Here is a 25,093-nt window from a genome sequence, read left to right as displayed (position 1 = left end):
TATGAATACATCACTAGCAACGCTAGCAGCAACCGCAACAACAGATACAACCACAAATACTTTTACAGATATTATTAAAAGCTCGGTGATCGACAACTTTGTATCCGACATAAGCATCTCGAAGATGCTCATCACCTTAGGGGTAGCTTTCCTAATCGGATATTTCATCTATCTTCTCTACAAACGTGTTTTTAGCGGAGTGTTATATTCCAAAAGCTTCAACGTCTCGCTCATGGGCATGACCATGATTACTGCCACTGTTATTATCGCGATCAACTCTAACCTTGTGCTGTCCCTCGGTATGGTCGGTGCATTGTCTATCGTTCGTTTCAGAACGCCTATTAAAGATCCAACTGATTTGATCTTTTTGTTCTGGGCAGCAGTCGCAGGCATCGTAACCGGAGCAGGCTTCTTCACTTTAGCAATTGTTGGTTCAATCATCATCGGTCTAATTCTGTTCCTGTTCATCAAACATTCTTCTATCGAAACTCCATACTTGCTAGTCATTAACTGTGATGGTGATGAAAGTGAACGCGAAGTACACAACCATATCACCAAGTCAGTAAAACGCTATAATGTGAAGCAAAAAACAGTATCTGCAAACAATATCGAATTGACACTGGAGCTTCGTCTGGATGATAAAGTAGGTGGCTTTGTCAACACAGTTTCCAACCTTAAGGGTGTCAAAAATGCACTTCTAATCAGCTATAGCGGCGATTATGTATCCTAAACACAATATGATGAAAGGCGGTGCCCCAGATGAAAGCAAGAGGTAAGTCTATCATGCTGAGTCTTTGTTGCCTGCTGCTGGTCATCGCTGTAGCTGGATGCCAGAACGCAAGTCCATCTGCAACAAACGAGTCAACATCTGATAATCAGGAGAAGGTTATTTCGAGCGATGAAAAAAATCTAGACGAGCAGGTATTTCCTAAAGATAAGGTCGTGGATGTCAAAATCACCCTGGACCCGGACGATTTTCAGGACATGCTGGACAATGCCAGTGCTGAAGAATACAAAATGGCTTCTGTAGAGTATAACGGGATCAAATTCGATAACGTAGCCGTTCGAACCAAAGGAAATCTTAGCCTCAGAAGTGTAGTACAGATGACAGATTCTGATCGCTACAGCTTCAAAATCTCTTTTGATGAATATGTAAACCAGAATTTATTCGGCATCACTAAGATCAACCTGAATAACAATTACAGCGATGCTTCTTATATGCGTGAATTCCTAACCTATGAGCTCGCTGAGAGTGTCGGACTCCCTACGCCGAAATACTCCTTCGTCAATGTGTACGTCAACGATGAACTGAAGGGCTTCTACCTCGCGGTGGAACAGATCAGCGACGCTTATCTGGAACGTAACTTTGGGAACTCTTACGGTGCACTTTATAAAGGAGTAATGACTGGTCAAGGCAGTGACTTGACTTGGCTTGGTGATGATCCATCTCTCTATACTGGACTGGTAATGAAGTCGGATAAATCCAACGATGATATTCTGATCGATATGCTGAATGAGCTTAATAACGGCACCGATTATGAAAAATACATCGACGTAGAGGAATCGCTGAAGTATATCGCTCTAAATGCGGTAACAGCTAATATGGACAGTTATCTAGGTGGTAATAAGCAAAATTATTACTTATATGAAGACGATGGGGTCTTCTCGATCCTGCCGTGGGATTATAATATGGCTTTTGGCGGCTTGGGCAGCGCAGATGTACTGATTGATGAGCCTACTCAAGGCACACTGGCAGAACGGCCACTGATTGCCAAGCTGCTGGCTAATGACGAATATAAAGCGAAATATCACGAGATTGTCAGCGAGATGATTAATGGTTATCTAGCGGACGACACGTTCCAAACTCGGATGGACCAGCTGGACATGATGATTTCCAGCTATGTCAAAGCGGATCCTTCAGCTTTCTACACCTTCGAGCAATATGAAGAAGGGATTAAATCTGTTAAGACCTTCATGTCGAATATGGCGAAAAAAATCCAGCAGCAGCTCGATGGCACCATCCCTTCCTCCGGTGACGGATCGGGAAGTGGTATGGGTGGCGGCTTTGGCGGTGGCGCTAGAAATGGTGCAGCTGCAGGTGCCACTGGTGCTGGGCAAGGCGCGAACGCCGCGAGTAACGGGCAAGTGGCTGGCACGGGGACCGAGAACACAACCACTGTTGATGGGGCTACTGCGCCGAACGCCGTAAGCGGGCAAGCGGCTACTGATGGGCAGGCGCCTCAGGGTGCAGGCGGTGAGCCCGGCGCCATGGGCGGACCCGCTATTCCTGATGCCGGTGCAGGTCCTGGCAGTAACGCGCAAGCAGCAGCAGCTGGCGGTCAAGCGCCTCAGGGTGATCAGACCAACACTAACGGGCAGGCTGCTCAAGGTGGACAGACCAACGCCAACGGGCAGGCCGTTCAAGGTGGGCAAGACAACACTGAGGGGCAAGCTGCTCAAGGCGGATTTAATGGAGGCGCAGGCGGTGAGCCTGGTGCCATGGGTGGTCCAACTATCCCTGAAGGCGGAAACTTTCCTGGCGGTGGCGGCTTTGGTGGCGGCATGCCTGGTGGTATGGGTGGAGGCGACTTTGGTGGCGGTGGTGCCATGCAGCAAAAAGGCAGCACGAGTGAAGCCATCACTACTGGGGTCGCAATCCTGCTTCTGCTACTAACCGCAATCTTTGTAACCTTCTATAAACGCAAACGGTTATAGAAAAGCAAGAAATTATTCTCAACAAAAAAGACATGAAAGAAGCCACCGGCGTTAATTGACGGTGGCTTCTTTCATGTCTTAAAGATCATATTGCCAAATCTACACATACAAACTACTGAGAACAGCTCCATATCTCGCTCGGAACTGTTCTCGGTTTTCATCTCAAACTTTTTTCTTATCAAAATCTCCAACACTGATCTCGGAATACAACTATTTCTTACTCTTTCCGCCCACGTAATATACTAATGGCCGCTATTAAAAAAGCTAGTAATGATATCCCGACTGCGATATAGACCATTGGGTTGACACTGTTTGACTTCTCTTCATCTTTCATGATAGCGTTGTGCTCTTCCATACTCATGGAATCTCCTACGGCACTAGCACCGTGAGAATGTTCATCCCCTGCTGCGGCTTGCACAATTGAGGTCACAGAATGTGGATTCTCTGTTCCGGCCTCGCCGGACCATTGCACCAAGCTTCCATCGGCATAGTGCTGATAAGCATCCCATGCAATGTCGCCAGCGGCATCAGGGTTCTTGGCCGTAAAATAAAAGCGTTGGAATTGCCCCTTCTGAATGCCCTCACCATTAGCTATCCAGCTAACCTTATTCCCTTCAATGGTAACATCCCATCCGGGTGTAGCCTCATATTGTTTAAACTCTGCACCTGCTGGAACGCGCAGATCAACTTGTACAGTTGCCACATCTTTTTCCGAAGGAACCTTAAGCGTGTACGTCTCCCATGCTCCGGTACTGGATTGTGCTGGTGCCACAGTTACGTGCGCACTAGCTACGGCTGCAAACATCAATAGCGTGGCGGCAGCTGGTGCGAATAAAGTCATTATTTTGCGAGATAATCTGTTCATAGTTAGCCCCTTCTCATAAGTAATCCTATAAATTTCGTCATTTAACAAACCACTATTTCTCCTTGGGAAAATCCCGTTTACGCGAAGCAAGCCCTTGCTCCAAGGCATAACGCGTCAGCTGTGTTCGATTTTGGAGTTGTAGCTTTTGGAGGATGTTCTTCAGATGATTTTTTACGGTATGCTCCGAAATCCCCAAGCTCACGGCAATCTCCTTGTTCTTGGATCCAGAAGATACACAGCTTAAAATTTCTTTCTCTCTTGCCGTCAACGACTCCCCTTCATCTGTTACAGAAGGCACGGTGAACTCCTTCAAGATTTGAAAAGCCAGCTCCCGACTAAGCGGTGCTTCTTCATTAACAATAGCCTGCAAATATTGAATCCAGGTGGAAGGTGCCAGATTCTTTAGCAAATACCCCTGTGCTCCTTGCTTCAGCGCTTCAAGGAGATGGGAAATCTCGTCCGATACCGTAACGATAACGATTTTGACATAAGGATATTCCTGCTTGATCCGGCGAGTCGTCTCTAGCCCGTCCATCACCGGCATCTGAATGTCGATTAGAATGAGATCAGGCATCCATTGCGCTGTGAAAGCGATCGCCTCAGCACCACTCTCCACCACACCAATAACCTCAAAACTATCATCCATGGACAAAATCTCACACATCGCTTCACGTGCATGCGCATGATCATCTACAACTAAAACCCGGTATCGGCTCATGGACTGAGATCCCCCTTCGTAATTTCAACCTGGGTGCCTGTGTCACCAGATATCAGCCTAAGCTTCCATCCCATCCCCTCGACACGCTCCTTCATGATCTGAAGTCCGTAGCTGCCACTCCCTTCAAATGGATCATGGCGAAATCCTTCTCCGTTGTCTACAACAACTACTCTCCAGCTCTTCTCATCGCCAGAGCCAGTAATTGAAACCAGCCCGGCTCGTGTATGCTTACGAACATTAATGATCGCTTCACGGATACAGGATAACAATTCTGATTTTTCCGAAGGGGAGAGCGCATCATCTTCCAGGCTCCAATCGAGCGAGGCTTCGATCATAATCTCATTAGCCATCTGGGCTAGCTGGTCTTTTACCGACTGTTCCAATGAAAAAGAACTCTGCTCAGAGACCGGAATCTTCAGATTAGCGATGGCTTGCCGCACATAACGGTTCACCTCATGGACCGTCTTTTTAATCTGATTCACACTTTCCTCACTGACTTCACCGTTCTTGCGGTTTGCTTCTAGACGGTCGATTTTGACAGATAAAAGGAATAAAGATTGCGCCATCCCGTCATGCAATTCCTTGGCTAGACCTTCCCGGGCCTTCATTGCTTCCTTAAGTGCACGTTCCTGCTCCAACTCCCGCTGATTCCTCTCCATAAGAGAGAACAATGGGACGAGTAATACAAGACTGACTAAAAACACGAGAACCGGTGTCAAATAGTTCCCTAAATCCATTGAAATATAAGGCATTAGAAACTGATGGCGTACGACTTCCCAGATTCCTACCATAAACGTTGGCAGTAACAGGATCATGTACTTTATTCGTTTATACGTTGCCGTCCCCTCCCGCACATCTTATGCTTAACATTATCACCGTCTCATCCCAGCTGCATGACTCGATCGGGCTATATAGAGCTGTTAATGTTACAAATTTAAGTATTTTAAAAGGTGAATGCTGTCATTTATATTATCATAAGCAAGCTTTCTTATATTGTAGCAAAAAAAAGATACATCTCACGATGCACCCAATCATTTCTACTTTTAAGTGAAGCCCTACCTATATTGGAGAAGTATAACGTCCATATTGGATGTCCATTTCCTTAAACAAATCTCCTTCTTTTTTCAGAAAAAAAGTATTTACTCCCTCTGATCCCCACCAATTCAATCCAAGAAGAGGACCATTTAAGGTTTCGGCAGCAAAAAGAATGGAGAACATTTCAGGCATAACCTCTCCGCCATCATCCACCCGCCAGACTGAATATTCATCCCCTTGAATCACCGCAGGATAGTCCATGAAGGTAAATTCATCTTTTTCTTTCCAGACGAGACTAAATAACATATCCTGATCCAGCCTCACGAATTGAACAAGATACAACTGCCGATCTGTAGACAGCTCTGCAAGCTGCCATATGTTCTGAATTTCACGGTTTTTCGTATCTACAATACGCTGCCGAACACTTACTTCTACAGTGGAAGCTTGTTGGCCCTTCATAGATTCAATAGGCAAAAGCGCATCAACCTTAAAGTCTGCTTGATCCGTCAAATAATAGGTTTCATCCGGGGTCGCACTTGCTTCTTCCACCGTAAAAAGATAACCCGCCAGATTCACAAAATTATGCGCCATCTCCCGGCCATTGCTATCCGCTGTTCCATCCTGCCACTTGTTAAATTTCACTTTTAACACTTTACCCTGATCACCAATGGCTTCATTTAATTGTGCCATTTCCTGATCCAGCCCTTGTTCATGCCCGGTGACTAGAATATTCCGCCCCTCTGCATCCGCAAAGCCAAAACTCGTCTTCAGCTTCTCAGTATCTAGATAAGCATCAGTCTTCTGCTTGCTTGGAGTCGGTAATGGCTCTGCGCTTGGAGGAAGAGTTGGAGAAGGCAGTACAGTTTCCGTACTTTGTTCAGGTGCAGACTCAGCAGGATCCCCATCACCGGTCAAAGAGCTGTTGCTAGAACAACCCACCAACATAAGAACAATAAAGAAACTTACTATGAGCTTATTCATTCTTATTCCTCCAAACGAAGTTAGAATATTCCCATGCTCAGGTAACGTTCCCCCGCATCAGGTGCAATACATAGCACTCGCTTGCCGGCCCCGAGGCGCCGTGCTTCCTGCAATGCTGTCCATACTGCGGCGCCACCTGATGGGCCAAGCAGAATCCCTTCCTGTGCTGCCAGCATTCTCACGGTATTCAGTGCATCTTCATCCGAAACTTGAACAATTTCATCATAGACCTTTGTATTCAGAATGGCGGGTATAAAGCCCGGACTGGTTCCAACCAGCTTATGCGGTCCGGGCATTCCACCGGATAACACTGGCGAGCCTTGCGGTTCAACAACAATAATACGAATATCCGGAAGCTGCTCACGCAACACTTCCCCAGTTCCAGTAATTGTGCCTCCTGTTCCCGAAGATGCAACGAACACGTCCAGCTTCCCTTCCATTTGCTCCATAATTTCAAGAGCTGTCGTTGTTCGGTGAATGTCAGGATTCGCTTTATTCTCGAATTGCTGTGGAATAAAGCTATTCGCCACTTCTTTCGCTAGCTCGATTGCTTTTGCTATAGCCCCCGGCATCCGCTCCGCTGCAGGAGTCAACACAACTTCAGCTCCATAAGCTTTTAGAATATTGATTCGTTCCTTCGTCATATTGTCAGGCATGACAAGAATCGCTTTATAGCCTTTTGCAGCGGCATTCATAGCCAATCCAATGCCTGTATTTCCGCTTGTCGGTTCAATAATGGTTCCTCCAGGTTTCAGCAGCCCGTCTAGTTCCGCTTGCAGGATCAGATTATAAGCGGCTCTATCCTTTACACTGCCACTGGGATTGAAGCATTCCAGCTTCACATATAGTTCTGCATCTTGGGGTGTGGTCAGCCGATTCAGCCGCACAACCGGTGTATTCCCAATAAGCTCTGTTATATTGTTAACAACAAGGGGTGTCATCCTAGAGCCTCCTTCATTTCTTTACTTCCCATTATTGTAACTTGAGCGGCATCTCCTGTCGATTCTGGAACTTGCAGTCCTAACTTAAAAAACCTTAAAAAGCCGCCTCCCATACTTATGGGTAGGCGGCTTCATCATAACTGAATGCTGGTCTACAACTTACGGATTCACGTTAATGGTAAAGGTAGATGTATTATTCTTAATATTCGTTACTGTGTTCGTAATCTTCAGATTGTTGAAGGTTGCTGAGCCTCTGGCTGGACCTTGACCTGCCTCAGCAGCTTCATTCACCCAGATACCCACCCCGGATTTGCTATCAAAAGCATCGCCGCTCTTCTGTGCACCGGTAATTGTAACGTTATTAAAAATGGTATCTGTTACTGGGAATTGTGGAGTGGAACCTACATAGTTGGTCTGGAACATGATGCCATGATAGGTTGGATCAATGATATCCACATCATTAACTCGAATACCTTGGAAGACCTTCGAGGCCGAGAATACCCAAATCGCCGGGAAAGTCTGTGCGCCCCAGAAATGCCCACCTGCACGAACAATAGAAATATTCTCAAAATTCGTAGTCGGTGAAGCTCCGAAGCCATTCATTGGATATCCAAAGTCTAACGAGCTAATCGTAATCCCGGAGTAGCAAAGCGTATCCGCGATATAAATGTTACGGAAGGTATTTGCATATCCGCCATAGACAGCTACACCGGCAGCACGCCAAGTCAAGATTGAAGTGAGGTTCTCGTAGACGTTGTCCTTCATATCTGCACCGCCGGAATCAATCGCCGAGAACAATGCAAAGCTATCATCACCGGTTGCCCGGGCTTCAATATTAGACACGAGGTTGTTCGTGCTGCCATTAGTCATATTAATGCCGTCAGCGAAGGTGTTACGGATACGGGAGTTTTTAATCACCATATTATCCGTGTTAGCTCCCCAGTACATACATACCTGATGTTCGGTCCAAATGTTATCGATCGTAATATTCGCCACATTGGAGAAATCAAATACTTTACCAGGACCGTCAATTCGTGATGTGTAGTTTCCGAAATAAGCGAAATTCGCAAAGGTAGATCCATTGGCTGTATCACTGGCGCGGAAGCCGACATCGGTATTCTCTTGGTTAGTTGGAGCAATAAACCTTGTATACCAAGGACCCGCACCGATAACCTTCACTGCCTTGCCGTAGACCTGAAACTTGTTAGAGGTCTGATAGTTACCTGGTGGCAAATACACACCTACTAGATTTCCTGTGGTGTCCATGCGCACTTTATCAAGCGCATTTTGAACATCCTGATGCGTAAAACCTGCTGGAACAGTGAATTGAGCCGGATCTGGATTAGCGATCGGTGAAACCTGCTCTAGACTGATGAAATCAATGGCGTATTGAGAGGTGTTAGCGCTATCCTTTTGTAAACGGATCGTACTTCCTGCCGGAATCGTGCTGTCAAACATAATGTTAGCTTCATCATAAATATGCCGTGGAGAACCTGCGCTTGGCGAATTGCCAGGACTTGTCTCAGAACCGTACAACCATGCATATTTAGAGGTTAGGTTAATAGCTTTGCTAAAGACACCATTAACATAGATGTTAAGCGTAGCATTTGTGCCGTCACCACTCGCTGAATCTGGAATTGAGAAACGAGTAACCAGAGTGTTCGTGCTGGCTTTTGTCGTGAATTCAACATAGCTGCCTGTGGTGTTCAGCGTGACTGCTCTTCTGCCTGAAGCCTCACCTGCAGGATCGCCGATGGTCCGGTTAGCTGAAAGCTTCACTGCTCCGCCGCCAATCACCCCATCCTCAGCCTCATACATGTCGTAAGGCATATTCGCTCCTCGGCCAATGAACAGTGATTGCGTCTGAATATTATTAGCCCGTTTCACAGGCAGCTCATTAGCATCTACTGCAATTTCACTCTTCACAGTATATTTGCCATTTCCTGCTGTCCAATTACCGAGAGCTACAGGTGCTGTGGTTACCCCACTTGATATCACGCCGTTATAGGTGCCTGTAAGAGTTTTAACTACCGCATTCGTAGTAGCATCTAAAACCGTCAGAGTTATGTTATGCGCCCCACCCGCGGAAGCTGCTGTACCCTGGTTCTTAATGGCAACAGAAAAGCTTACAGTATTACCGCCTGCTGGATTTCCAGGTGTCCAACTGACAGAGGAAGCAACCAGGTCAGAACTCGATACAGGTGCAACTACAAGGGAAGTCGGGCTAGTGAAGCTATTATTTCCCTCATTTGATTCAATAACGGTATTATTCTCATCGACCTTTGCACTTAATGAGTAGGTTGCCGCATCTTTTGCCCCCATATTAAGAGATACGCTCGTTGATGCGCCAGCAGCTAGAGCACCTACTGGGCTAGTACCTACAAGTGTAGTGCCCAAATAAAAATTCACATTAGTTGCAGCAGATGCTAGAGTCCCGATATTCTTAACTGTTGCATTAAGAGTAATGGCATCCGTCTCAATGGGAGATGTTGGAGTCCATGTAAGACCAGTAACCGTCAAATCTGGATTTGCAGATGGTGTACCAATTACCTGAAATTCGGCAATTTGTCCAGCACTTGAACCAGAGTTAGTGGTGATCTTCAGCTGCAATTCACTAGCTGTAGCCGTTACCGGAATCGTCACTGTATTGCCGCTTGCCGGATTAAAGGTATAGACGGTAGCGGGTACAAGACTACTAAAAGCCGTTGTATTCTGGTTATGTCCAAGCACTTGAATGGTTTGAGTACGTGTGGACCAAGCCGATGAAGGATTCAGCTTTAGGACTACAGATGTAACATCAACATTGCTACCCAAGTTAACCGTTAACATGTTCGGATAACTTCCTCCCGCACCCTCCCAATAAGTGGTTACATCCCCGTCATTCGCATTCGTCTGTACAAAAGTAAAGACTGAAGAGGACGCAGTTATACTTTTGTTCAATGCCAGATTAGAACCCGCCCCGGGTGTTGGAGTAGCTGTTGCTGTTGCTGTTGGTGTTGGCGTTGGTGTTGCTGTTGCTGTTGGTGTCGGTGTCGGTGTTGCTGTTGGTGTCGGTGTCGGTGTCGGTGCTGAAGACGGAGTAAGGATCAAGTTATCCAGATTCACGTTTCCAGTATCACCTGCATCATATTTATAAGTAATCGTATTAGCACCAGCATTCAAGGCTAGCGTTTCAACCTTTGTGGACCATGTATTCCAGTTGGCCAGATTTAAAAGAGAAGATTGCATTATTTTAGTCCCATTGACATAAATACTTATTGTTTTAGTGCTCCCTGAAGCATTTGCATATTTTAAGGCGGCATCATAGTTTCCAGCAGAGGCAACATTAACACTAAAGGCAGTCGTTGCTCCTTGTGTCAAATAGCCATCTACGAATCCGGTTCCGGTATAACCAGTATGATCTGTATTGACTTTTGCTCCACCGGATAAGGCAGCGTTCTCCGCTTCATATCCTGTCGTTGGGAGTGTAGTTGTACTGCCATAAATCTCAAATTCCGATAGCTGTGCTGCCGGCCATCCTGTATTTGCCGTGAAGTTCAATTTAACATATCTAGCACTCGCAGCTGTAAAATTAATGGTCACAGTATTAGAACCGCTTGCTGGATTAAAGGTGTAATTGGCAGAGGCTGCTAAGTTAGTGTAAATAGAATCATCAGAGCTTCCCTCCACCGACAATGTTTGGGTTCTAGATTCCCAGTTCGCCGGCAGTTTTAGAACAACCTGATTGACGCTGCTTACTTCGCCTAAGTCCACTTTAATCCATTGCGGGAATGCGTTACTTACACTTTCCCAATATGTTCCTTGATTGCCGTCATTGGCATTAGTTGCTACATAAACATCGCCGAATGAGCTTGAAGTAATACTCTTCCCTTGGGCTAAATTCCCCGCAGCTAAACTCACTGAGGGGTATAACGCTAACTGACCTACAAATAAGATTACAATCAAAAAATACATTACTGTCGGTTTACCCATAAATTTTTTAGAAGCTGCTATCATTAGAAAACCACCTCCCAAAGATTTGTGAAGCTATGCAGCTATTAAGAATGCGCTTTCAAAATAGTATTATTATAGACATCCGCCTCCTAAAATAGATCTGATAGTGTTTCGACGAGACTTAACAATCACACCATTATTAGCTGCCAGTCATCCTCTTGTTTCCTTAACTCTCACTTTTTAAGTCTCCGATCTATATCCAGAGGTTGACCGCTAACTAACTAATAATGGTAATAATATAAGTTATAGGTAGGTTGACGTCGATGGCGATTTCTATGCTTAGTATGTGGGATATTACGTTCAACCAAACAAAAAAAACTTCAGAGAGCAGCGGGAAATTCCCTCTTAACTCTCTGAAGCTCGCACTATACATTAAATCTAGCTACCAACCCCTGTAGTCCATGAGCCATTAAGTTCAATTCACTTGCAGAGGAAGCAATTTGTTCCACCGAGGCCATTTGCTCTTGCGATGCGGCCGATACATGCTGTGTACTTGCTGCAGTAGTTTCTGCAATTTCCGTAACACTTCGAAGAGATTCCACAATCTCTTCTGTTGCCGCTGTGATCTCTTCCACAGCTCCGGATACTTCCTGAACCTGTTCGGCCAGTGAATCTATAGATAACCGAATCTCACCAAAAGAACGTCCAGCCTGCTGAATAATCTCCGTGCCTCCTCTAACTTCACTCATACTACCCACCATAACCTTCATGGCATCATCTGCTTCACTTTGAATTCCTCTCGCCATTTCCGCAATTTGATTCGCAGATTCTGCGGATTGCTCTGCCAGTTTACGAACTTGATCGGCAACTACAGCGAAACCTCTACCTTGCTCACCCGCGCGGGCTGCTTCAATTGTCGCATTTAACGCCAACATATTCGTCTGCGAAGCAATCCCTTTTATGACAGCAACAATACTGCCAATTTCTTGTGATCGATTCACAAAGCCTTGCACTTGCTGTGACAAAGATTGTATGGATCGATTAATGGATTCCATCTGCTGCCCTGCTGCTTGAAGTGATTCATCTCCGGCAATAGCAAACGATGCAGAACGATGCGAGGCTTCAGAAATATCCTGAACACTAGAGGCAATTTGACCGATTCCTAACGATATTTCTGAGATTGTAATTGTATTGGTCTGTAAATCATTCATCTGTTTAGCTGTTCCTGAAGCTACTTCACCCATAATATCCGATATTCGTTCTGTGGCACCTGCTGTCACTCCACTATCTGAGGTAAGATTTGTAGAGGAATTCGCAAGACTATTCGCTGATAACTTCACTTGTTCAATCATTGATCCCAAATTTTCTGTCATTTTATTAAAATTAAAAGCTAGTTCTCCGATTTCATCTTTAGACTGGACCTTTAACTTACGCGTTAGATCAGCATCTCCATCTGCAATCTCCCTAAGCTGTGTGTTCACATCACGGAGGGGTTTAATAATTCGTCCTGATATGATTAACGCAAGGATCAGGGCAAGCGCTACCGATAATCCGGTCACACCAAAGCTAGTAATTAATGCATTGCTACGATGGGATTCTGCTTGACTCTGCCCAATCTGTATTTCCTCCATAAGCATATTCTGAAACACAATTTGAGATTCAATCATTGAATCTAAAGATAAATTTGTGAATTTCTTCTGCGCTTCCGGGAAGTTTCCATCCTTGGCTAACGCGAAGGCTTCCTTTAAAACGATCAAATAATCATTCCATTTCCCCTTCAGTTCCGTTACACCCTTTAAGTCTTCTTCACTTAATCTAGCACTCTCCAGCTCTGTAAAAGCATTCTCAATTAATGGAAGCGTCACTTCATACTTAGACAGATATGATTTCCGTTCAGCATCTGTGTTACTCATCACATAACGAGCCCCTAGCTCATCTGCTGTACGAATTTTATCCGTTAATCTCTGAACAAGCGACAGCTTGTTCCAGTTGCGATTGACCTGATCTGTCAGCATCGTAGCCTTTCCTTGAAACAATGTGTTTCCTGCTATTGCCACTAGAAAGACTATAATCACAACAGTAAATCCCAATACTATTTTTCCACGAATATTTCTGAACATCGTTGTTCCTCATCTCTATATGTATAGTAGGCCTCTATTTGGTACTTTTATCCTACTATTGCTCCCTTAAGCTTCTCTGAATTTAAACTGAATGTTCGCTTAAAAAAACAAAAAGACCCTACTTCCGGCCTAAGCAGGAAATAATGGTCTTCAAACATCTGTTTATTCGTATAAATTCCCGTTCGCCAGCTCTGCCAGCTTTCCTTCATCCAGTACGCTTAAGCGCCCACGATTCCTTGCAATAATTCCTTCATCAATGAACCGACGCACGATCCGGTTAAGATGCCGATAACTTGTTCCTAGCAGCTCAGCTGTCTCAATCAGGCTTGAGGTCCGAATCTCCTCTACTCGTCGTCCTCCGCTATGATCTGCGAATAAAGACATCAAATAACTAGCAAACCGATTCTCTACTGGGTATAACAGGTTAAGCGCAGAGGCTTGGCCAAGCGTATGCAGCTTATGGCTAAGCTCTCCAACTAAAAAACGCAGTAATGCTGTATTTTCCTCAAGCTCCCTAAGCAGAAGTCTCCTCCCGGCAAAAAGAATCAGGCTCTCTCCAACGGACTCTACCTGGTTTTTGACAGGAAATCGGTGTAGCAGCTCCACATCCCCGATCACAGACATCGGATTTGTAAAACGTACCAGCATAGATTTTCCATTCGGCAGCAGCGTTTGAATTTTAAGCTTGCCTTCGACCAAAAGGAACATCCCTTCCAATTGATCACCAACCAAGCACAGCTTCTCTTCATCTGCATAACGTCTCAGTTCCATTTTGTGAGTTACCATTGGGCTAAAAATTCCGTCCAGACCGTTCTTCACTGCCAAGGCACGGACAGCTTCACGGTCATTTATCGTTTGCATGTGGTGCCCCCTCTATTGTTTGCTCAAATAATTGTAATTTAGAATACCCCACAAAAAAAAGGACATATGTCCTTTTTGAAAATATAAGAAAGTATAAGTTCACATCACCTTACGTCACAATAGAGTCCACACTATATCGGATCATATTCACTTTATGATCTTGTAACCAAAATTCTAAACTCCGATGATTGATTTTATCCACGTACCCGATAATATCAGCTCCTTGTTCCCCTCTTTTATAATAAGAAGAGCCGTAAGCTTCAATCACTTCGTCGGCAGATGACCCGACATGAATACCTCTGGCAGTGTTCATCTTCAGATCGGAATAGACGCTGATTAGAATGATTTTATCATCACCACGTGCTGTAGCTACTGTTATCTCGTTATCCAAATTATAATATTGATACCGTTCAATATCGTCACGGGGTTTAGGGGGCTTGGTGAGCGATTTGAGGCTCTGAAGCAACTGAATGTCTCCCAGATATTCCGTTTCTAGATTGCTGCTGGATACGCGAGAGTAATGACTTTGCCTTGGTGCATTATATAAATAAATATGATAAATCCCATAACTTAAACCTACCGTAATAAAAATGACGATAAATGACCAGCCCTTATTAAATGGCTTCTTTCTCACTGTCCTCACACCTTCTTATAACCTTTACTGTGCAAAATATTTTTCCAGCTCGCGCTGCGCTCGATATTCCGGGATATTAAAAGACTGCCACTTCCGCTCTCTTTGAGCACCGTCCCAGCGTTCATTTTTCAAAAATTGATCCAGCATCCCGTCTTCCTTACGGCTGAATTTAATCAGTGAAGGAATAACCTCTGGTGATAAGCCCACCAAATAATTTGCATCCAGCTTACCGCTTACCTCATAACGCTCCATATTCTTATTAGCGATAATAACGTCCATCCCGATATAGTTCATTACAACATAAGAGACCATACCCAGCACAATATAACATTTAGCCAGTGGCAAACCCTGAACAGCTATCCGCAATGCTGCAAGAATCAACAGCAAGCCCATAAAAATCATAAAAGCATGTACTAGGAATCGAATCGTAGTATAGCCATACGCCTCTTCATATAAAGTCAGTCTAGTAAAGGCGGAATATAACATAACAGTTGAACAACCGACCAAGATATACAATAGGATATTAATGACTTTTTGGAGCATCCCGCCCCTCTTTCCTTCCGATCCCAATGCCAGCATTAAAATTATGAAATTAATCGCGGTCACCATAATTAGCTCAAAAAATCCACTGCGAGCGTAATCAGCATAGGAACTTCCCTCTGGTAAAATACCTTCCCAGGCCCCAAACAAGTAAGTAAACTGCACGATTACGAACAGAACATATACCGTGTTAATGGCTATAAGAATTGTCGTCATAATTACTGGGTCAACCTTAAAGGTGAGAGGCGCAAGCACGGGACCATACTCCTTAGGCTGCACCTCCCAGTCATAGATCTTCGAATCTACAAAGCCCCATACTAACCCGAAAAATCCCATCCCCATTAGGAATATCCAGAGCGTCCGAACAATAATTTCACCAAATGAAATCCGATCGAGCATATTCGGCAGCCAGATTAGCACATGATGAAACACGCCATCGGCTGAGGCAAGCAGGGTAATCACAACAAGCAGAATCGGTAAAGAGATCGCAAGCCCGGTAAACACTTTCCCCAACACTTGCTTGCGCTCATCCTTCACCTTACGATCACTGCTACTTTTGATGTCCTTGAACACAGTACCCCAGTGACGAAAGTTCTGTGGAATCACATGCTCGAGTGTATCCCAAAGCACTTTAAACTTGCTCCAAGAGGGGCGTTTATCACTTAGGAGATAAGTCATATGTAATAAAATCAGCACCGGGATTACTAACAGGTTCAACCCAAAGTAGAATAGATTATGAAAGAATACATAGGTCAACGAAAGTAAAAAAATCGCTCCGAACCAGAAGTAACTGAATTTGGTGAGTTTACGCAGTTTAGCTTTAGCGTAATAAAGCATATATGCATAAAACAGACAAACAAAAATAGGATAAGATACCCCCGGCAACTTTCCGTAGAACAACAACTGATGAACAATCGCCAGTAAGAAGGCAACAATTAAAGCGGAAAGTGATCGATTAAGCTTAAGCTCCGTTTCATCGGTCATGGTAAACACCCCCATATTCTTACTTTCTTATCCTTATTCTAAATGATAAAATAAGAAAAAAAAGAGAAAGAATTAATTAATAATTTCCTATTTTCTGAAGGGATCTAAACCATGAAGCTGCATAACCAATATTTAAAACTTCACTCTCAGTTTGGGGGAGCGGCAGAAATCTCAGTTACAATGGATGAACTAGCATCCACCTTCGGATGTACACATCGAAATGCCATGCATATTGTGAATAAAATGATACAGCTCGAATGGGTACAATGGACACCTAAGCGAGGACGGGGAAGTCGTTCCTTATTACAGTTCCTTGTTCCCTCTGAAGAAATTGCACTGCAATCCATGATGCAGGCCATTAGCCGTAAAGATGTTCACAAAGCGATTGAAGGCATCAAAACCCATGCCAGCTCATCTTCACTGCAGGATACATTGCAAGGCTGGCTGTTGACCTATTTTGGGCATCATTCCGAAATACGTAGTGATAAACAGATTGATACCCTTCGACTTCCCATCACCCAGCAACTGCACACCTTCGATCCACTCCATATGAATCTATTGGCAGAGTCCTTTGTTTCCAGTCATGTTTTCGACGGACTAGTGAGACGCAGCGGGGAACGGGATAAGATTGTACCTAGTCTTGCTCATGCCTGGGAAGTGGATGAAAGCCGTACGATCTGGACTTTTTTTCTGCGCAAGGAAGTCTTGTTCCATCACGGAAAAGTACTGACTGCCAAAGATGTAGTCTATTCCTTGGGACGGTTAATGCGAACCTCTAAGCGGACGCTCTATAGTTATATTTTCAAAGAAATCCAGCAGGTTCACGCACTAAATCCATCCACCGTACAAATTACTCTTAAGCAGCCTAACGAGCTATTTCTCCCGTTTTTGTGTACAAGCAGAGCCGCTATTGTTCCGCGTGATTTAGAAGGAATGGACGAATCTAACTTTGGTCGCAGACCGGTGGGGACGGGGCCATTCAAGGTTGTGGACATGAACGAGGACACCTGTGTGCTGGAGGTTTTTCCTTATTATTTTCAAGGAAGAGCTCATTTAGATCGGGTCGAAATACTATATGTTCCATGGGATACCGAGACAGATTCCTCAGATACAGGTTCGGCTTTTCATGTGATTCAGAACCCTTCATCTACCAACTCTTCATCTTGGAGCCGGATTCATTCGGAGTCCTACATTCGTAAATTTGTAACCTGCAATACACAAAAAAAAGGACCGCTTAGCGACCCCCTTCTTCGGGCAAAGATTGTATCCTGTTTAATTGACGATTCAATATCTGTATCGCAAAATTCAATAGAAGGCCAAGAAATCTCGCTGCAAATATCCACTATTCCGCAATATGCTAGCGACGCTGAATTTATTGCTACCAAGCTAGGGCGACAAGGCTATTCATGTACGGTTGTTTCTGTATCTCCAGAGGAATTCAAAGGCCCGGTCCGACTGGAGTCTGACCTGATTGTTTTCTCATTATTTCGCGACGAGGATGAACAGCTTCGCTTATTTGATTTATACCTCACGCTCTCCCAGCATATAGAACCGCATACCCGGGCGGATATTGAAGGCTGGCTCTATACCATTGCAAGGGAACCTAATCCTGAAGCTAGATCGGAGAGCTTTAGGATTATCGAGAACCGTCTTCTTGAGGAGCATCATTTGTACATCTTGTATGAAAAACCTACTCAGACTGCTTATTTGCCCTCTGTCCGAGGCGTAAGCTTCAATAGTCAAGGCTGGGTTGATCTTCGCCATTTGTGGTTTCCGCCGCTGCTCTCCACAGACAGCACTACATGATATACACAATACCCATTCGATTCACGAATCATCGGAGCCCTTTCCCAATCAAATTAGCAGAAACTGGCTCCTTCCCAATTTCCCTTGCCCACACGGACAACTGTCCGACATGATGAATCTCATGAGCGATCACATGGCGCATCACTTCGCCCCAAGTATCCGTCACGATCCGGCCATCCGCCAGGTGATCCTCAAAAATATTCCGTTCTAAACCCTCATGCCAAGACCGTACAAAGGGTTCCACATCGGGCTTGAACTTCGCATCCAGCATCCTTACCTGCTGCAAAGATTTGTAAAGCTCAAAGTCCTCCTGAAAATCCGGTTTCCCTTGCAATACTTGAATCCAGCTCCACTCCACATCAACAATATGGAAGAGTGTCTTCAATATACTGCCTACACCGCCAATACGTGCCTCAAGTAGCTCTTCCTCAGAAATACTCTCACACCACTCGTACCATTGTTCACGAACCAACCAGTTATATTGAAAAAATGTTTGCAAATCAATAACCTCCTTTTAATGGGAACTTAGATGTTTCCGGTACCCCTCTACCTTCTCATCTCTATACCCTAAGGATTCATAAAAAATATGCGCTTCCTTCCGCTTTTCTCCAGAGACTAAAATGATATAAAAGCAGTCTCTCTCATGAGCCATTTCTTCAATGGCGAGCATCAGTTTTTTGCCCACACCTTGACGACGGGCACGCGATGACACTACCACATTCTCAATCACCATAAACGGTTTGCAATCCCCTACTAGGTCATGACAGACAATCCCCATCAAAGACCCCATTAACTCCCCATCCACAAAAGCGCCCAACAATATGTACCGACTATCTGCCTTAATCACTTTAAATACTTGTTCAAATTTATTAGGATCCGAGGGATGATCCATCAACTCCTGATATAAATCACCAAGTTCATGGAGAGACTCCCATTCTATTTCTTTAATAACAACCATGAATGTTCAACCTGCCTTCTTTAATTTAAGAATCTTTTTCATACAAATACAGTTCACCATTCCGTGGATAAAATATCCGTTTTCCAATATAACCTCTGAGGGCCAGTTGTTGTGCCAATACCTTCATAAAAGCGCCATGAGTAACTATTAGTACATTGGATGATCCAAAGTCGCGTTCTAAGCGCTCAATAACTGCTTGTGTGCGAAGTAATGTTGACCCTCTACTCTCACGCTGCGAGGAATGACCTATGTACCAAGCGATCCGTCCCAGCGCTAACCAAATCGAATGATGTAGCTTAATTTCAGTCTGCGAGGCTGCGACGATCTCGATTTCTCTTAGCTGCTGAGTATAGATAATATCGCCTGAGTAGATCTGAGTCGCCGTATGAATAGCTCTAGGAAGATCACTGCTAAGGCATACCTCCCAAACAAGCTCTGAATTAATGAACACCCCAGACTCAATATTAGATTGATTATACGCCTCAACCCACGCGTTGAATTGTTTTCCTGACATTCGCCCTCTCACCGGTTGATGCGCCACTTTAAAATGTCTCACTAAACCAATTTTCATATATGCTCCACTATTTACGAACCTCCAGATCAAATTCTTCCTTCTTTCCATCCCACTCCACTACTACCTTAATGATAGAGTCCTCCTGCTCGTACGCCCCACTCCCGGATCTCTCGGACTTCAACTCACTTCTTACTCCGTTAACATCTTCTAAGGTTTTACTTTCTTCACCAGAGGTTCCCTTGAAGATATATTTAAAATCTTTTATTTTATCCAGATCCGTTTGTTCTCCTTTATATTTAAGCTCAAATGTAGATTGCTGCGAAGTTTCATAATCTGGTCTTTCACCCTTTTTATCGATGAACTTCTCCGTAGCCTTTTGAACATATGCTGCAGACCATACTTCTCCTTCACCTGTAAAGGTGTAATTATGCTTATATGTAGTTGTATTACAGGCCACAAGAAGAACTGACAACATCCCAATCAGCAACAGCGTACCCAGATTCTTAATCATCATGAGTTCCTCCTGATTCCATAAACTTTAAATAATTCAGCACGACTTCAACACGTTCTTGAGGAGTTAAATCTCCTTCTATTCGTAAAATAGGACATTTCAACGCGGACATCCATTCCTCGTGTAGTACCTTGCTTCTGACTTCAACTCCTGCAGTATCATATAAAGCGGCCCACTCCATAAAAGTCTGATTCGCTTCGTATTTATTTCCACCAGGTAAAATTTCGTCACCATATCTCTCGTATTCTCTAACTCTTAATCGATTCAAACGGATCTCCTGCGGAATCCATAAAAAAATGACCAAGTCAAAATAGGATCGAAGTCCATCCCCCCAGCCGCAAACTGCACCGCTCAGAATCCATGGCTCCTTATGGGCTAAATCCTGCTTAATTCTAGTTAATCTATCGTTGATTTCGCGCTGTTTAGTGAACTTATGCTCCCAGAAATAGTCATCACTATCCAACTGAATATGAGGTAACACCTTGGCTAATTGCTGACCTAATGTGCTAGTTCCTACTCCAGATGCACCCATGATGTGAATTCTTCGCATATATTCCCTCCAGAATTAACTTTTCATTTTTGGAATATTATTGATCATTCGTAGCTAAAAAGCGAATAGTAACGGTTGTCCCCTTACCTTTAGAGCTATTATAAAAGATTTCCCCATCATATTTTTCTACAATATTAAAGCAAATCATTAACCCTAAACCGGTTCCATTACTTTTTAATGAATAAAAAGGTGTGCCGAGCGACTTAATCTCTACTTCGGACATTCCACTGCCTTCATCCATGATCAATATCTCGATAAAATGATTATTTCTATTTGCTGTGACTGAGACGGATTTCCCAACATCTGATGCTTCTAGCGCATTTTTTATAATATTAATGAGTAACTGCTTAAACTCTATTTTATTAATAGAAATAAAGCAATCTTCCTCTACCTTTATATCGATTTGATTATCAGACAGCATGGCATAGGATTGAAGCAGACCTGTAACACTTTGAAGAACTTCCTTCACATCTACTTTCTCTAGTCTTTGATCTCCATTTGGTTTTGAAAGGGTAAGAAATTGAGAGATTATCTGTTCTACTGTGTTTAATTCATCAATCATCAAGTTGAACTTACCTTTCATAGGATCATCAAATGAAGTGTCCTCTTTAAACAATTGCAAAAAGCCTCTGACCACTGTTACTGGATTTCTAATTTCATGCGCAACAGCAGCTGTTAATTGTCCTACCATCTTTAACCGCTCGGATTGCTGTAATTGTTCATAATACAGTTGCTGCTTCTTCACCCGCTTAAATGATAAATGGAAAATGAAAAATAATAACGCTTGAACAGCTATTATATTAATAATGTTGCCTACAATATCATGATGTAAATAAGTATATAATTCACCTTTATCAATAAAAATGACGTAACTAAAAGTGATTACCATTAATAATCCATTTATTATAAAGGAAAAGTAGAACAGTTTTAAATCGAAAAATAGAATAGAAAGTGCGGGAATAAGACAAATCAATATATAGGTGGTCCAAGTTTGCGGATATAAAAAGAAAAGAGTATAGAAGTAAGCAAATCCAAAAAGAATGATTATCTTTCTAAAGGTATATGTCTCATACTTAGGATAGATCCATAAACTAATGGATAGAATCATCACACACAAAAAATGTACAATGTATCCAAAATTAATCCCGTTTAACTCTGTTGTTGATAGTATTAATCCAGATATCATAAGAATAATGATTAATAACATAACAATATAATAAATTTTCCGATTCACCTGACTGTAGAACTCTTTCATGAATTCACCACTTCTAAATTAATTTAACCCTTTTTGGAAAAATACCCTTTTTAGAGGAAAAATTTAAGGGCACCCACTTGGATGCCCTTTCTACATATCATTGCATCAAACTTATTTAATTCATCTTATACATTATAGTAATTATATCAGTGCCTTTATTAAAATGGGAATAGGTACTTTTAGCCCTAATTATGATACGACACCCAGTTATGTGTCAATGTATAAAAAAAACAGACTGCTCTCTCACTAAGCAAAGCAGTCCATTTATAGTTAACCTTTATTCCATATCCTTAGCAATATCCTTAGGAATCCGGCGGGCCACATCTGTTGCGATAGCTGCGTGGATCACTGCCAAACGTACTAGCTCTACTACTTTTTCGTTAAAAATACTCGGGATTACGTATTGCTCATTAACTTCATCCGGATGGACGACGGAAGCAATCGCTTTTGCCGCGGCCAGCTTCATTTCAAGATTCACTGTTTTTGCTCTGCAATCCAGTGCACCACGGAAGATCCCGGGAAAACACAGCACATTGTTAATCTGATTCGGATAGTCACTTCTACCTGTCGCTAATACACGAACAAAAGGCTCAGCCAATTCTGGTTCAATCTCCGGTGTCGGATTCGCCATTGCAAACACAATGTTATCGCTGGCCATGCTCTTGAGATGATCGACGGATAGAATCCCGCCGCGTGACACCCCAATAAAGACATCGGCTCCCTGCATAACCTCCGTCAGTCCACCTTCAATGCCTTCCGGGTTCGTTGCGTCAGCAAGCTTCCGCCATTCCTGATTATCGTACTGAAGATCTTTTCTAAGAACGCCTTCACGATCTACCGCATAGATCTTGCGTGCTCCTGCTGCCAGAAGCATATTACAGATGGATACCCCTGCTGCACCTATCCCCACAACTACAATCCGAACATCTTCAATAGATTTATCTACTACTTTAAGAGCATTCAGAAGACCTGCCAAAACTACTACAGATGTACCATGCTGGTCATCATGAAATACCGGAATATCCAGCTCTTCGGCAAGCCGACGTTCAATCTCGAAACAGCGCGGAGAACTGATATCCTCTAAGTTTATTCCCCCGAATCCAGGAGATACTGCTTTTACAATATTAATGATTTCATCTGGATCTTTGGTATTTAAGCATAGTGGAAAGGCATCGATGTTCGCCAATTGTTTGAACAACATCGCCTTACCTTCCATAACAGGCATAGCCGCTTCCGGACCAATATCTCCTAGTCCAAGCACAGCCGTACCGTCCGTAACGACAGCTACAGTATTCCGCTTCATCGTCAATGAATAGGCTTTGTTCGGATCTTCAGCAATTGCCGTACACACTCGGGCAACTCCCGGCGTATACACCAGCGATAAATCCTCACGATTCTTGATAGGCATTTTAGGTGTGATTTCAATCTTCCCGCCTAGATGAGCTAAAAATGTTCGATCTGACACGTTGATTACTTTGACCCCTGGCATCTTCGATAGTATAGACATGATTTCTCCATTCGCGGCATCTTGCACGTTTATTGTTATATCTCGAGTTGTTACGTCCTTACCTGCACGAATCACGTCAATCGCAACGATATCTCCGCCAGCAGTGGCAATTCCTGAAGCAACATCACCAAAAGAAGCAACCGATTTCCGAATTTCGAGCCTTACAATCATCGTTGTTGCAATCGCCATGAATTAGCCTCTCTTTCTACAATCCTAAGATTTCAAATACACTATACTATACCATTTAAACAAACTTTCATCCTATTGAATAGATCACCTTAGTATTTTTCTTTATACAGTATTCCCTTAGGCACCAGGACCAAATACATCAGGGATGGTAGCGACGGGCACAAAGCCGTTTTCACCTTAAAATAATCAAATCATAATCTTCTGCATAGGTCATGCTCAGGATTCTTTCTATCTAGTTTGATTATAATGTTACAAATCACAATTAAAGTGCGATCCACGGAGTCTCACTTGCGTTATATCATAGACAATGACAAGTTGACTGGGCAGAATAAATATTATATATATGTCTTACCTATAACGTAGTTGAAGGAGCTTACACTTATGACAGAATCATTTCAAGCACTAGTTGTCGACAAAACAGAATCATCATTCTCCGTCGCTGTTAAGCCGGTTACCTTAGAAGAACTACCCGCAGGAGAAGTTGTAATTAGAGTTGCATACTCCAGTGTGAACTATAAAGACGGACTAGCCAGTATCCCAAACGGAAAAATTTTAAGATCCTACCCTTTTATTCCTGGCATCGACTTATCTGGTATTGTAGTGTCTTCCACAGACGAGCGGTTTCAAGAAGGACAGCAAGTCATTGCGACAGGGTATGGTATTGGCGTGTCTCACTTTGGAGGATATAGCGAATACGCATGTATTCCTGCTGCTTGGATCACCCCGCTCCCGGAAGGACTTACACTAAGAGAAGCTATGATCTATGGTACCGCTGGACTGACGGCTGGCTTGTCCATTCAAGCACTGGAGGACAACGGCATAGTACCAGACAAAGGTAAAGTCCTCGTAACAGGAGCGACCGGCGGTGTAGGTGGATCTGCTATCGCTATGCTTAGCACAAAGGGCTATAGCGTTGTGGCCAGTACTGGTAATGCCGAAGCTAATGACTATCTAAAAGGTCTTGGTGCGGAAGAAGTCATTTCACGCGAAGAGGTTACTGGCAGTTCGACCAAGCCTTTAGAGAAACAGCAATGGCAGGCTGCTGTAGATTCCGTTGGGGGTAACTCACTTGCCGCGATTTTGAGTAAAATCTCTTACAGAGGTTCTGTTGCAGCAAGCGGCCTGACTGGCGGCACTTCTGTTCCGACTACTGTCCTTCCGTTTATTCTTCGGGGAGTTAATCTGCTAGGCATTGATTCCGTAGAGTGCCCTGCTTCGCTTCGTGAAAAGGTGTGGACACGGATGGCAACTGATCTGAAGCCTGCACAGCTTGAGAACCTTGTAGATCGTGAAGTAACCTTAAATGAATTACCGCAGGCATTGGATGATATTCTGCAAGGAAACACACGAGGAAGAGTGCTTGTCCGTATTTCTTAAGCCATAACAAGTAGACCTCCCGAGAAATGATCTCGGGAGGTCTTTTGTAGTTACTCTTGATTATTTGAATATTGATAATTCGGTTGTTGTTGTACATAA

Annotated in this window: 21 protein-coding genes; 4 read left to right on the top strand and 17 right to left on the bottom strand. The window is 43.7% G+C overall.

Annotated features, from left to right (window positions below):
- Position 1 precedes the first annotated feature (1 nt).
- Positions 2-730, top strand: a complete 729-nt coding sequence (locus NST74_RS11510; RefSeq protein ID WP_341112141.1) for a DUF4956 domain-containing protein — start codon at positions 2-4, stop codon at positions 728-730.
- 29 nt (positions 731-759) lie between these two features.
- Positions 760-2,715, top strand: coding sequence for a CotH kinase family protein (locus tag NST74_RS11505; RefSeq protein WP_341112139.1), 1,956 nt, complete (start codon positions 760-762; stop codon positions 2,713-2,715).
- Positions 2,716-2,932: 217 nt separating this feature from the next.
- Here the strand turns inward: NST74_RS11505 and NST74_RS11500 are convergent, their stop codons facing one another.
- From NST74_RS11500 to NST74_RS11455, 10 genes are all read right to left on the bottom strand, one after another.
- Positions 2,933-3,580: a YcnI family copper-binding membrane protein gene (locus tag NST74_RS11500; protein WP_341112137.1), complete on the bottom strand. Its 648-nt coding sequence runs from the start codon at positions 3,578-3,580 to the stop codon at positions 2,933-2,935.
- Positions 3,581-3,632: 52 nt separating this feature from the next.
- Positions 3,633-4,298 (bottom strand): response regulator transcription factor, encoded by a 666-nt coding sequence (locus NST74_RS11495; RefSeq protein ID WP_341112136.1) that lies wholly within the window; start codon positions 4,296-4,298, stop codon positions 3,633-3,635.
- Positions 4,295-5,113 carry a sensor histidine kinase gene (locus NST74_RS11490; RefSeq protein ID WP_341112135.1) on the bottom strand — a complete coding sequence of 273 codons (819 nt, stop codon included), beginning with the start codon at positions 5,111-5,113 and terminating at the stop codon, positions 4,295-4,297. Before NST74_RS11490 ends, NST74_RS11495 begins: the two co-directional genes overlap by 4 nt.
- Positions 5,114-5,357: 244 nt before the next feature.
- Entirely contained in the window at positions 5,358-6,314 is a 957-nt protein-coding gene (locus NST74_RS11485) for a hypothetical protein (RefSeq protein WP_341112134.1), read from the bottom strand.
- A 20-nt stretch (positions 6,315-6,334) separates the two neighbouring features.
- Positions 6,335-7,255: a cysteine synthase A gene (gene cysK, locus NST74_RS11480; protein ID WP_341112133.1), complete on the bottom strand. Its 921-nt coding sequence runs from the start codon at positions 7,253-7,255 to the stop codon at positions 6,335-6,337.
- A 159-nt stretch (positions 7,256-7,414) separates the two neighbouring features.
- Complete coding sequence (locus tag NST74_RS11475) at positions 7,415-11,251, bottom strand: galactose-binding domain-containing protein (RefSeq protein ID WP_341112131.1); 3,837 nt, start codon at positions 11,249-11,251, stop codon at positions 7,415-7,417.
- A gap of 362 nt (positions 11,252-11,613) precedes the next feature.
- Entirely contained in the window at positions 11,614-13,308 is a 1,695-nt protein-coding gene (locus tag NST74_RS11470) for a methyl-accepting chemotaxis protein (RefSeq protein ID WP_341112130.1), read from the bottom strand.
- Positions 13,309-13,470: 162 nt separating this feature from the next.
- Complete coding sequence (locus tag NST74_RS11465) at positions 13,471-14,169, bottom strand: Crp/Fnr family transcriptional regulator (RefSeq protein WP_341112129.1); 699 nt, start codon at positions 14,167-14,169, stop codon at positions 13,471-13,473.
- A gap of 109 nt (positions 14,170-14,278) precedes the next feature.
- Entirely contained in the window at positions 14,279-14,803 is a 525-nt protein-coding gene (locus tag NST74_RS11460) for a hypothetical protein (RefSeq protein WP_341112127.1), read from the bottom strand.
- A 24-nt stretch (positions 14,804-14,827) separates the two neighbouring features.
- Positions 14,828-16,327 carry a DUF4153 domain-containing protein gene (locus NST74_RS11455; protein WP_341112125.1) on the bottom strand — a complete coding sequence of 500 codons (1,500 nt, stop codon included), beginning with the start codon at positions 16,325-16,327 and terminating at the stop codon, positions 14,828-14,830.
- A gap of 111 nt (positions 16,328-16,438) precedes the next feature.
- On the opposite strand from NST74_RS11455, the gene NST74_RS11450 reads away from it, so the two are divergent.
- Entirely contained in the window at positions 16,439-18,133 is a 1,695-nt protein-coding gene (locus NST74_RS11450) for an ABC transporter substrate-binding protein (RefSeq protein WP_341112123.1), read from the top strand.
- Between the two features lie 28 nt (positions 18,134-18,161).
- On the opposite strand, the gene NST74_RS11445 is transcribed toward NST74_RS11450, so the two are convergent.
- From NST74_RS11445 to NST74_RS11415, 7 genes are all read right to left on the bottom strand, one after another.
- Complete coding sequence (locus tag NST74_RS11445) at positions 18,162-18,632, bottom strand: DinB family protein (protein ID WP_341112121.1); 471 nt, start codon at positions 18,630-18,632, stop codon at positions 18,162-18,164.
- Positions 18,633-18,647: 15 nt separating this feature from the next.
- Entirely contained in the window at positions 18,648-19,091 is a 444-nt protein-coding gene (locus tag NST74_RS11440) for a GNAT family N-acetyltransferase (RefSeq protein WP_341112120.1), read from the bottom strand.
- Between the two features lie 25 nt (positions 19,092-19,116).
- Positions 19,117-19,647 (bottom strand): histidine phosphatase family protein, encoded by a 531-nt coding sequence (locus tag NST74_RS11435; protein ID WP_341112118.1) that lies wholly within the window; start codon positions 19,645-19,647, stop codon positions 19,117-19,119.
- A gap of 25 nt (positions 19,648-19,672) precedes the next feature.
- Complete coding sequence (locus tag NST74_RS11430; RefSeq protein ID WP_341112116.1) at positions 19,673-20,119, bottom strand: hypothetical protein; 447 nt, start codon at positions 20,117-20,119, stop codon at positions 19,673-19,675.
- On the bottom strand, positions 20,109-20,666 hold the full coding sequence (locus tag NST74_RS11425) for an ATP-binding protein (protein WP_341112114.1): 558 nt from the start codon (positions 20,664-20,666) through the stop codon (positions 20,109-20,111). The genes NST74_RS11430 and NST74_RS11425 overlap by 11 nt, the downstream gene beginning before the upstream one ends.
- Before the next feature lie 37 nt (positions 20,667-20,703).
- A complete protein-coding gene (locus NST74_RS11420; protein WP_341112113.1) occupies positions 20,704-21,921 on the bottom strand; it encodes a HAMP domain-containing sensor histidine kinase in 1,218 nt (405 codons plus the stop codon).
- 277 nt (positions 21,922-22,198) lie between these two features.
- Positions 22,199-23,617, bottom strand: a complete 1,419-nt coding sequence (locus tag NST74_RS11415; RefSeq protein ID WP_341112110.1) for an NAD-dependent malic enzyme — start codon at positions 23,615-23,617, stop codon at positions 22,199-22,201.
- 381 nt (positions 23,618-23,998) lie between these two features.
- On the opposite strand from NST74_RS11415, the gene NST74_RS11410 reads away from it, so the two are divergent.
- Positions 23,999-24,994: an acrylyl-CoA reductase family protein gene (locus tag NST74_RS11410; protein ID WP_341112109.1), complete on the top strand. Its 996-nt coding sequence runs from the start codon at positions 23,999-24,001 to the stop codon at positions 24,992-24,994.
- Positions 24,995-25,093: the final 99 nt, after the last annotated feature.

This window comes from Paenibacillus sp. FSL F4-0125 (genome assembly GCF_038008565.1).
Classification (GTDB): Bacteria; Bacillota; Bacilli; order Paenibacillales; family Paenibacillaceae; genus Paenibacillus_AQ.
This window is presented reverse-complemented; position numbering and strand designations above follow the sequence as displayed.

Bases quoted from the DNA above. Each gene is read 5' to 3' on its own strand.
- NST74_RS11455 (WP_341112125.1), bottom strand. From the start codon at position 16,327: ATGACCGATGAAACGGAGCTTAAGCTTAATCGATCACTTTCCGCTTTA.
- NST74_RS11425 (WP_341112114.1), bottom strand. From the start codon at position 20,666: ATGCGAAGAATTCACATCATGGGTGCATCTGGAGTAGGAACTAGCACA.
- NST74_RS11420 (WP_341112113.1), bottom strand. From the start codon at position 21,921: ATGAAAGAGTTCTACAGTCAGGTGAATCGGAAAATTTATTATATTGTT.
- NST74_RS11505 (WP_341112139.1), top strand. From the start codon at position 760: ATGAAAGCAAGAGGTAAGTCTATCATGCTGAGTCTTTGTTGCCTGCTG.
- NST74_RS11475 (WP_341112131.1), bottom strand. From the start codon at position 11,251: ATGATAGCAGCTTCTAAAAAATTTATGGGTAAACCGACAGTAATGTAT.
- NST74_RS11495 (WP_341112136.1), bottom strand. From the start codon at position 4,298: ATGAGCCGATACCGGGTTTTAGTTGTAGATGATCATGCGCATGCACGT.
- NST74_RS11450 (WP_341112123.1), top strand. From the start codon at position 16,439: ATGAAGCTGCATAACCAATATTTAAAACTTCACTCTCAGTTTGGGGGA.
- NST74_RS11430 (WP_341112116.1), bottom strand. From the start codon at position 20,119: ATGATGATTAAGAATCTGGGTACGCTGTTGCTGATTGGGATGTTGTCA.
- NST74_RS11470 (WP_341112130.1), bottom strand. From the start codon at position 13,308: ATGTTCAGAAATATTCGTGGAAAAATAGTATTGGGATTTACTGTTGTG.
- NST74_RS11500 (WP_341112137.1), bottom strand. From the start codon at position 3,580: ATGAACAGATTATCTCGCAAAATAATGACTTTATTCGCACCAGCTGCC.
- NST74_RS11485 (WP_341112134.1), bottom strand. From the start codon at position 6,314: ATGAATAAGCTCATAGTAAGTTTCTTTATTGTTCTTATGTTGGTGGGT.
- NST74_RS11410 (WP_341112109.1), top strand. From the start codon at position 23,999: ATGACAGAATCATTTCAAGCACTAGTTGTCGACAAAACAGAATCATCA.
- NST74_RS11510 (WP_341112141.1), top strand. From the start codon at position 2: ATGAATACATCACTAGCAACGCTAGCAGCAACCGCAACAACAGATACA.
- NST74_RS11415 (WP_341112110.1), bottom strand. From the start codon at position 23,617: ATGGCGATTGCAACAACGATGATTGTAAGGCTCGAAATTCGGAAATCG.
- NST74_RS11465 (WP_341112129.1), bottom strand. From the start codon at position 14,169: ATGCAAACGATAAATGACCGTGAAGCTGTCCGTGCCTTGGCAGTGAAG.
- NST74_RS11490 (WP_341112135.1), bottom strand. From the start codon at position 5,113: ATGATCCTGTTACTGCCAACGTTTATGGTAGGAATCTGGGAAGTCGTA.
- cysK (WP_341112133.1), bottom strand. From the start codon at position 7,255: ATGACACCCCTTGTTGTTAACAATATAACAGAGCTTATTGGGAATACA.
- NST74_RS11440 (WP_341112120.1), bottom strand. From the start codon at position 19,091: ATGGTTGTTATTAAAGAAATAGAATGGGAGTCTCTCCATGAACTTGGT.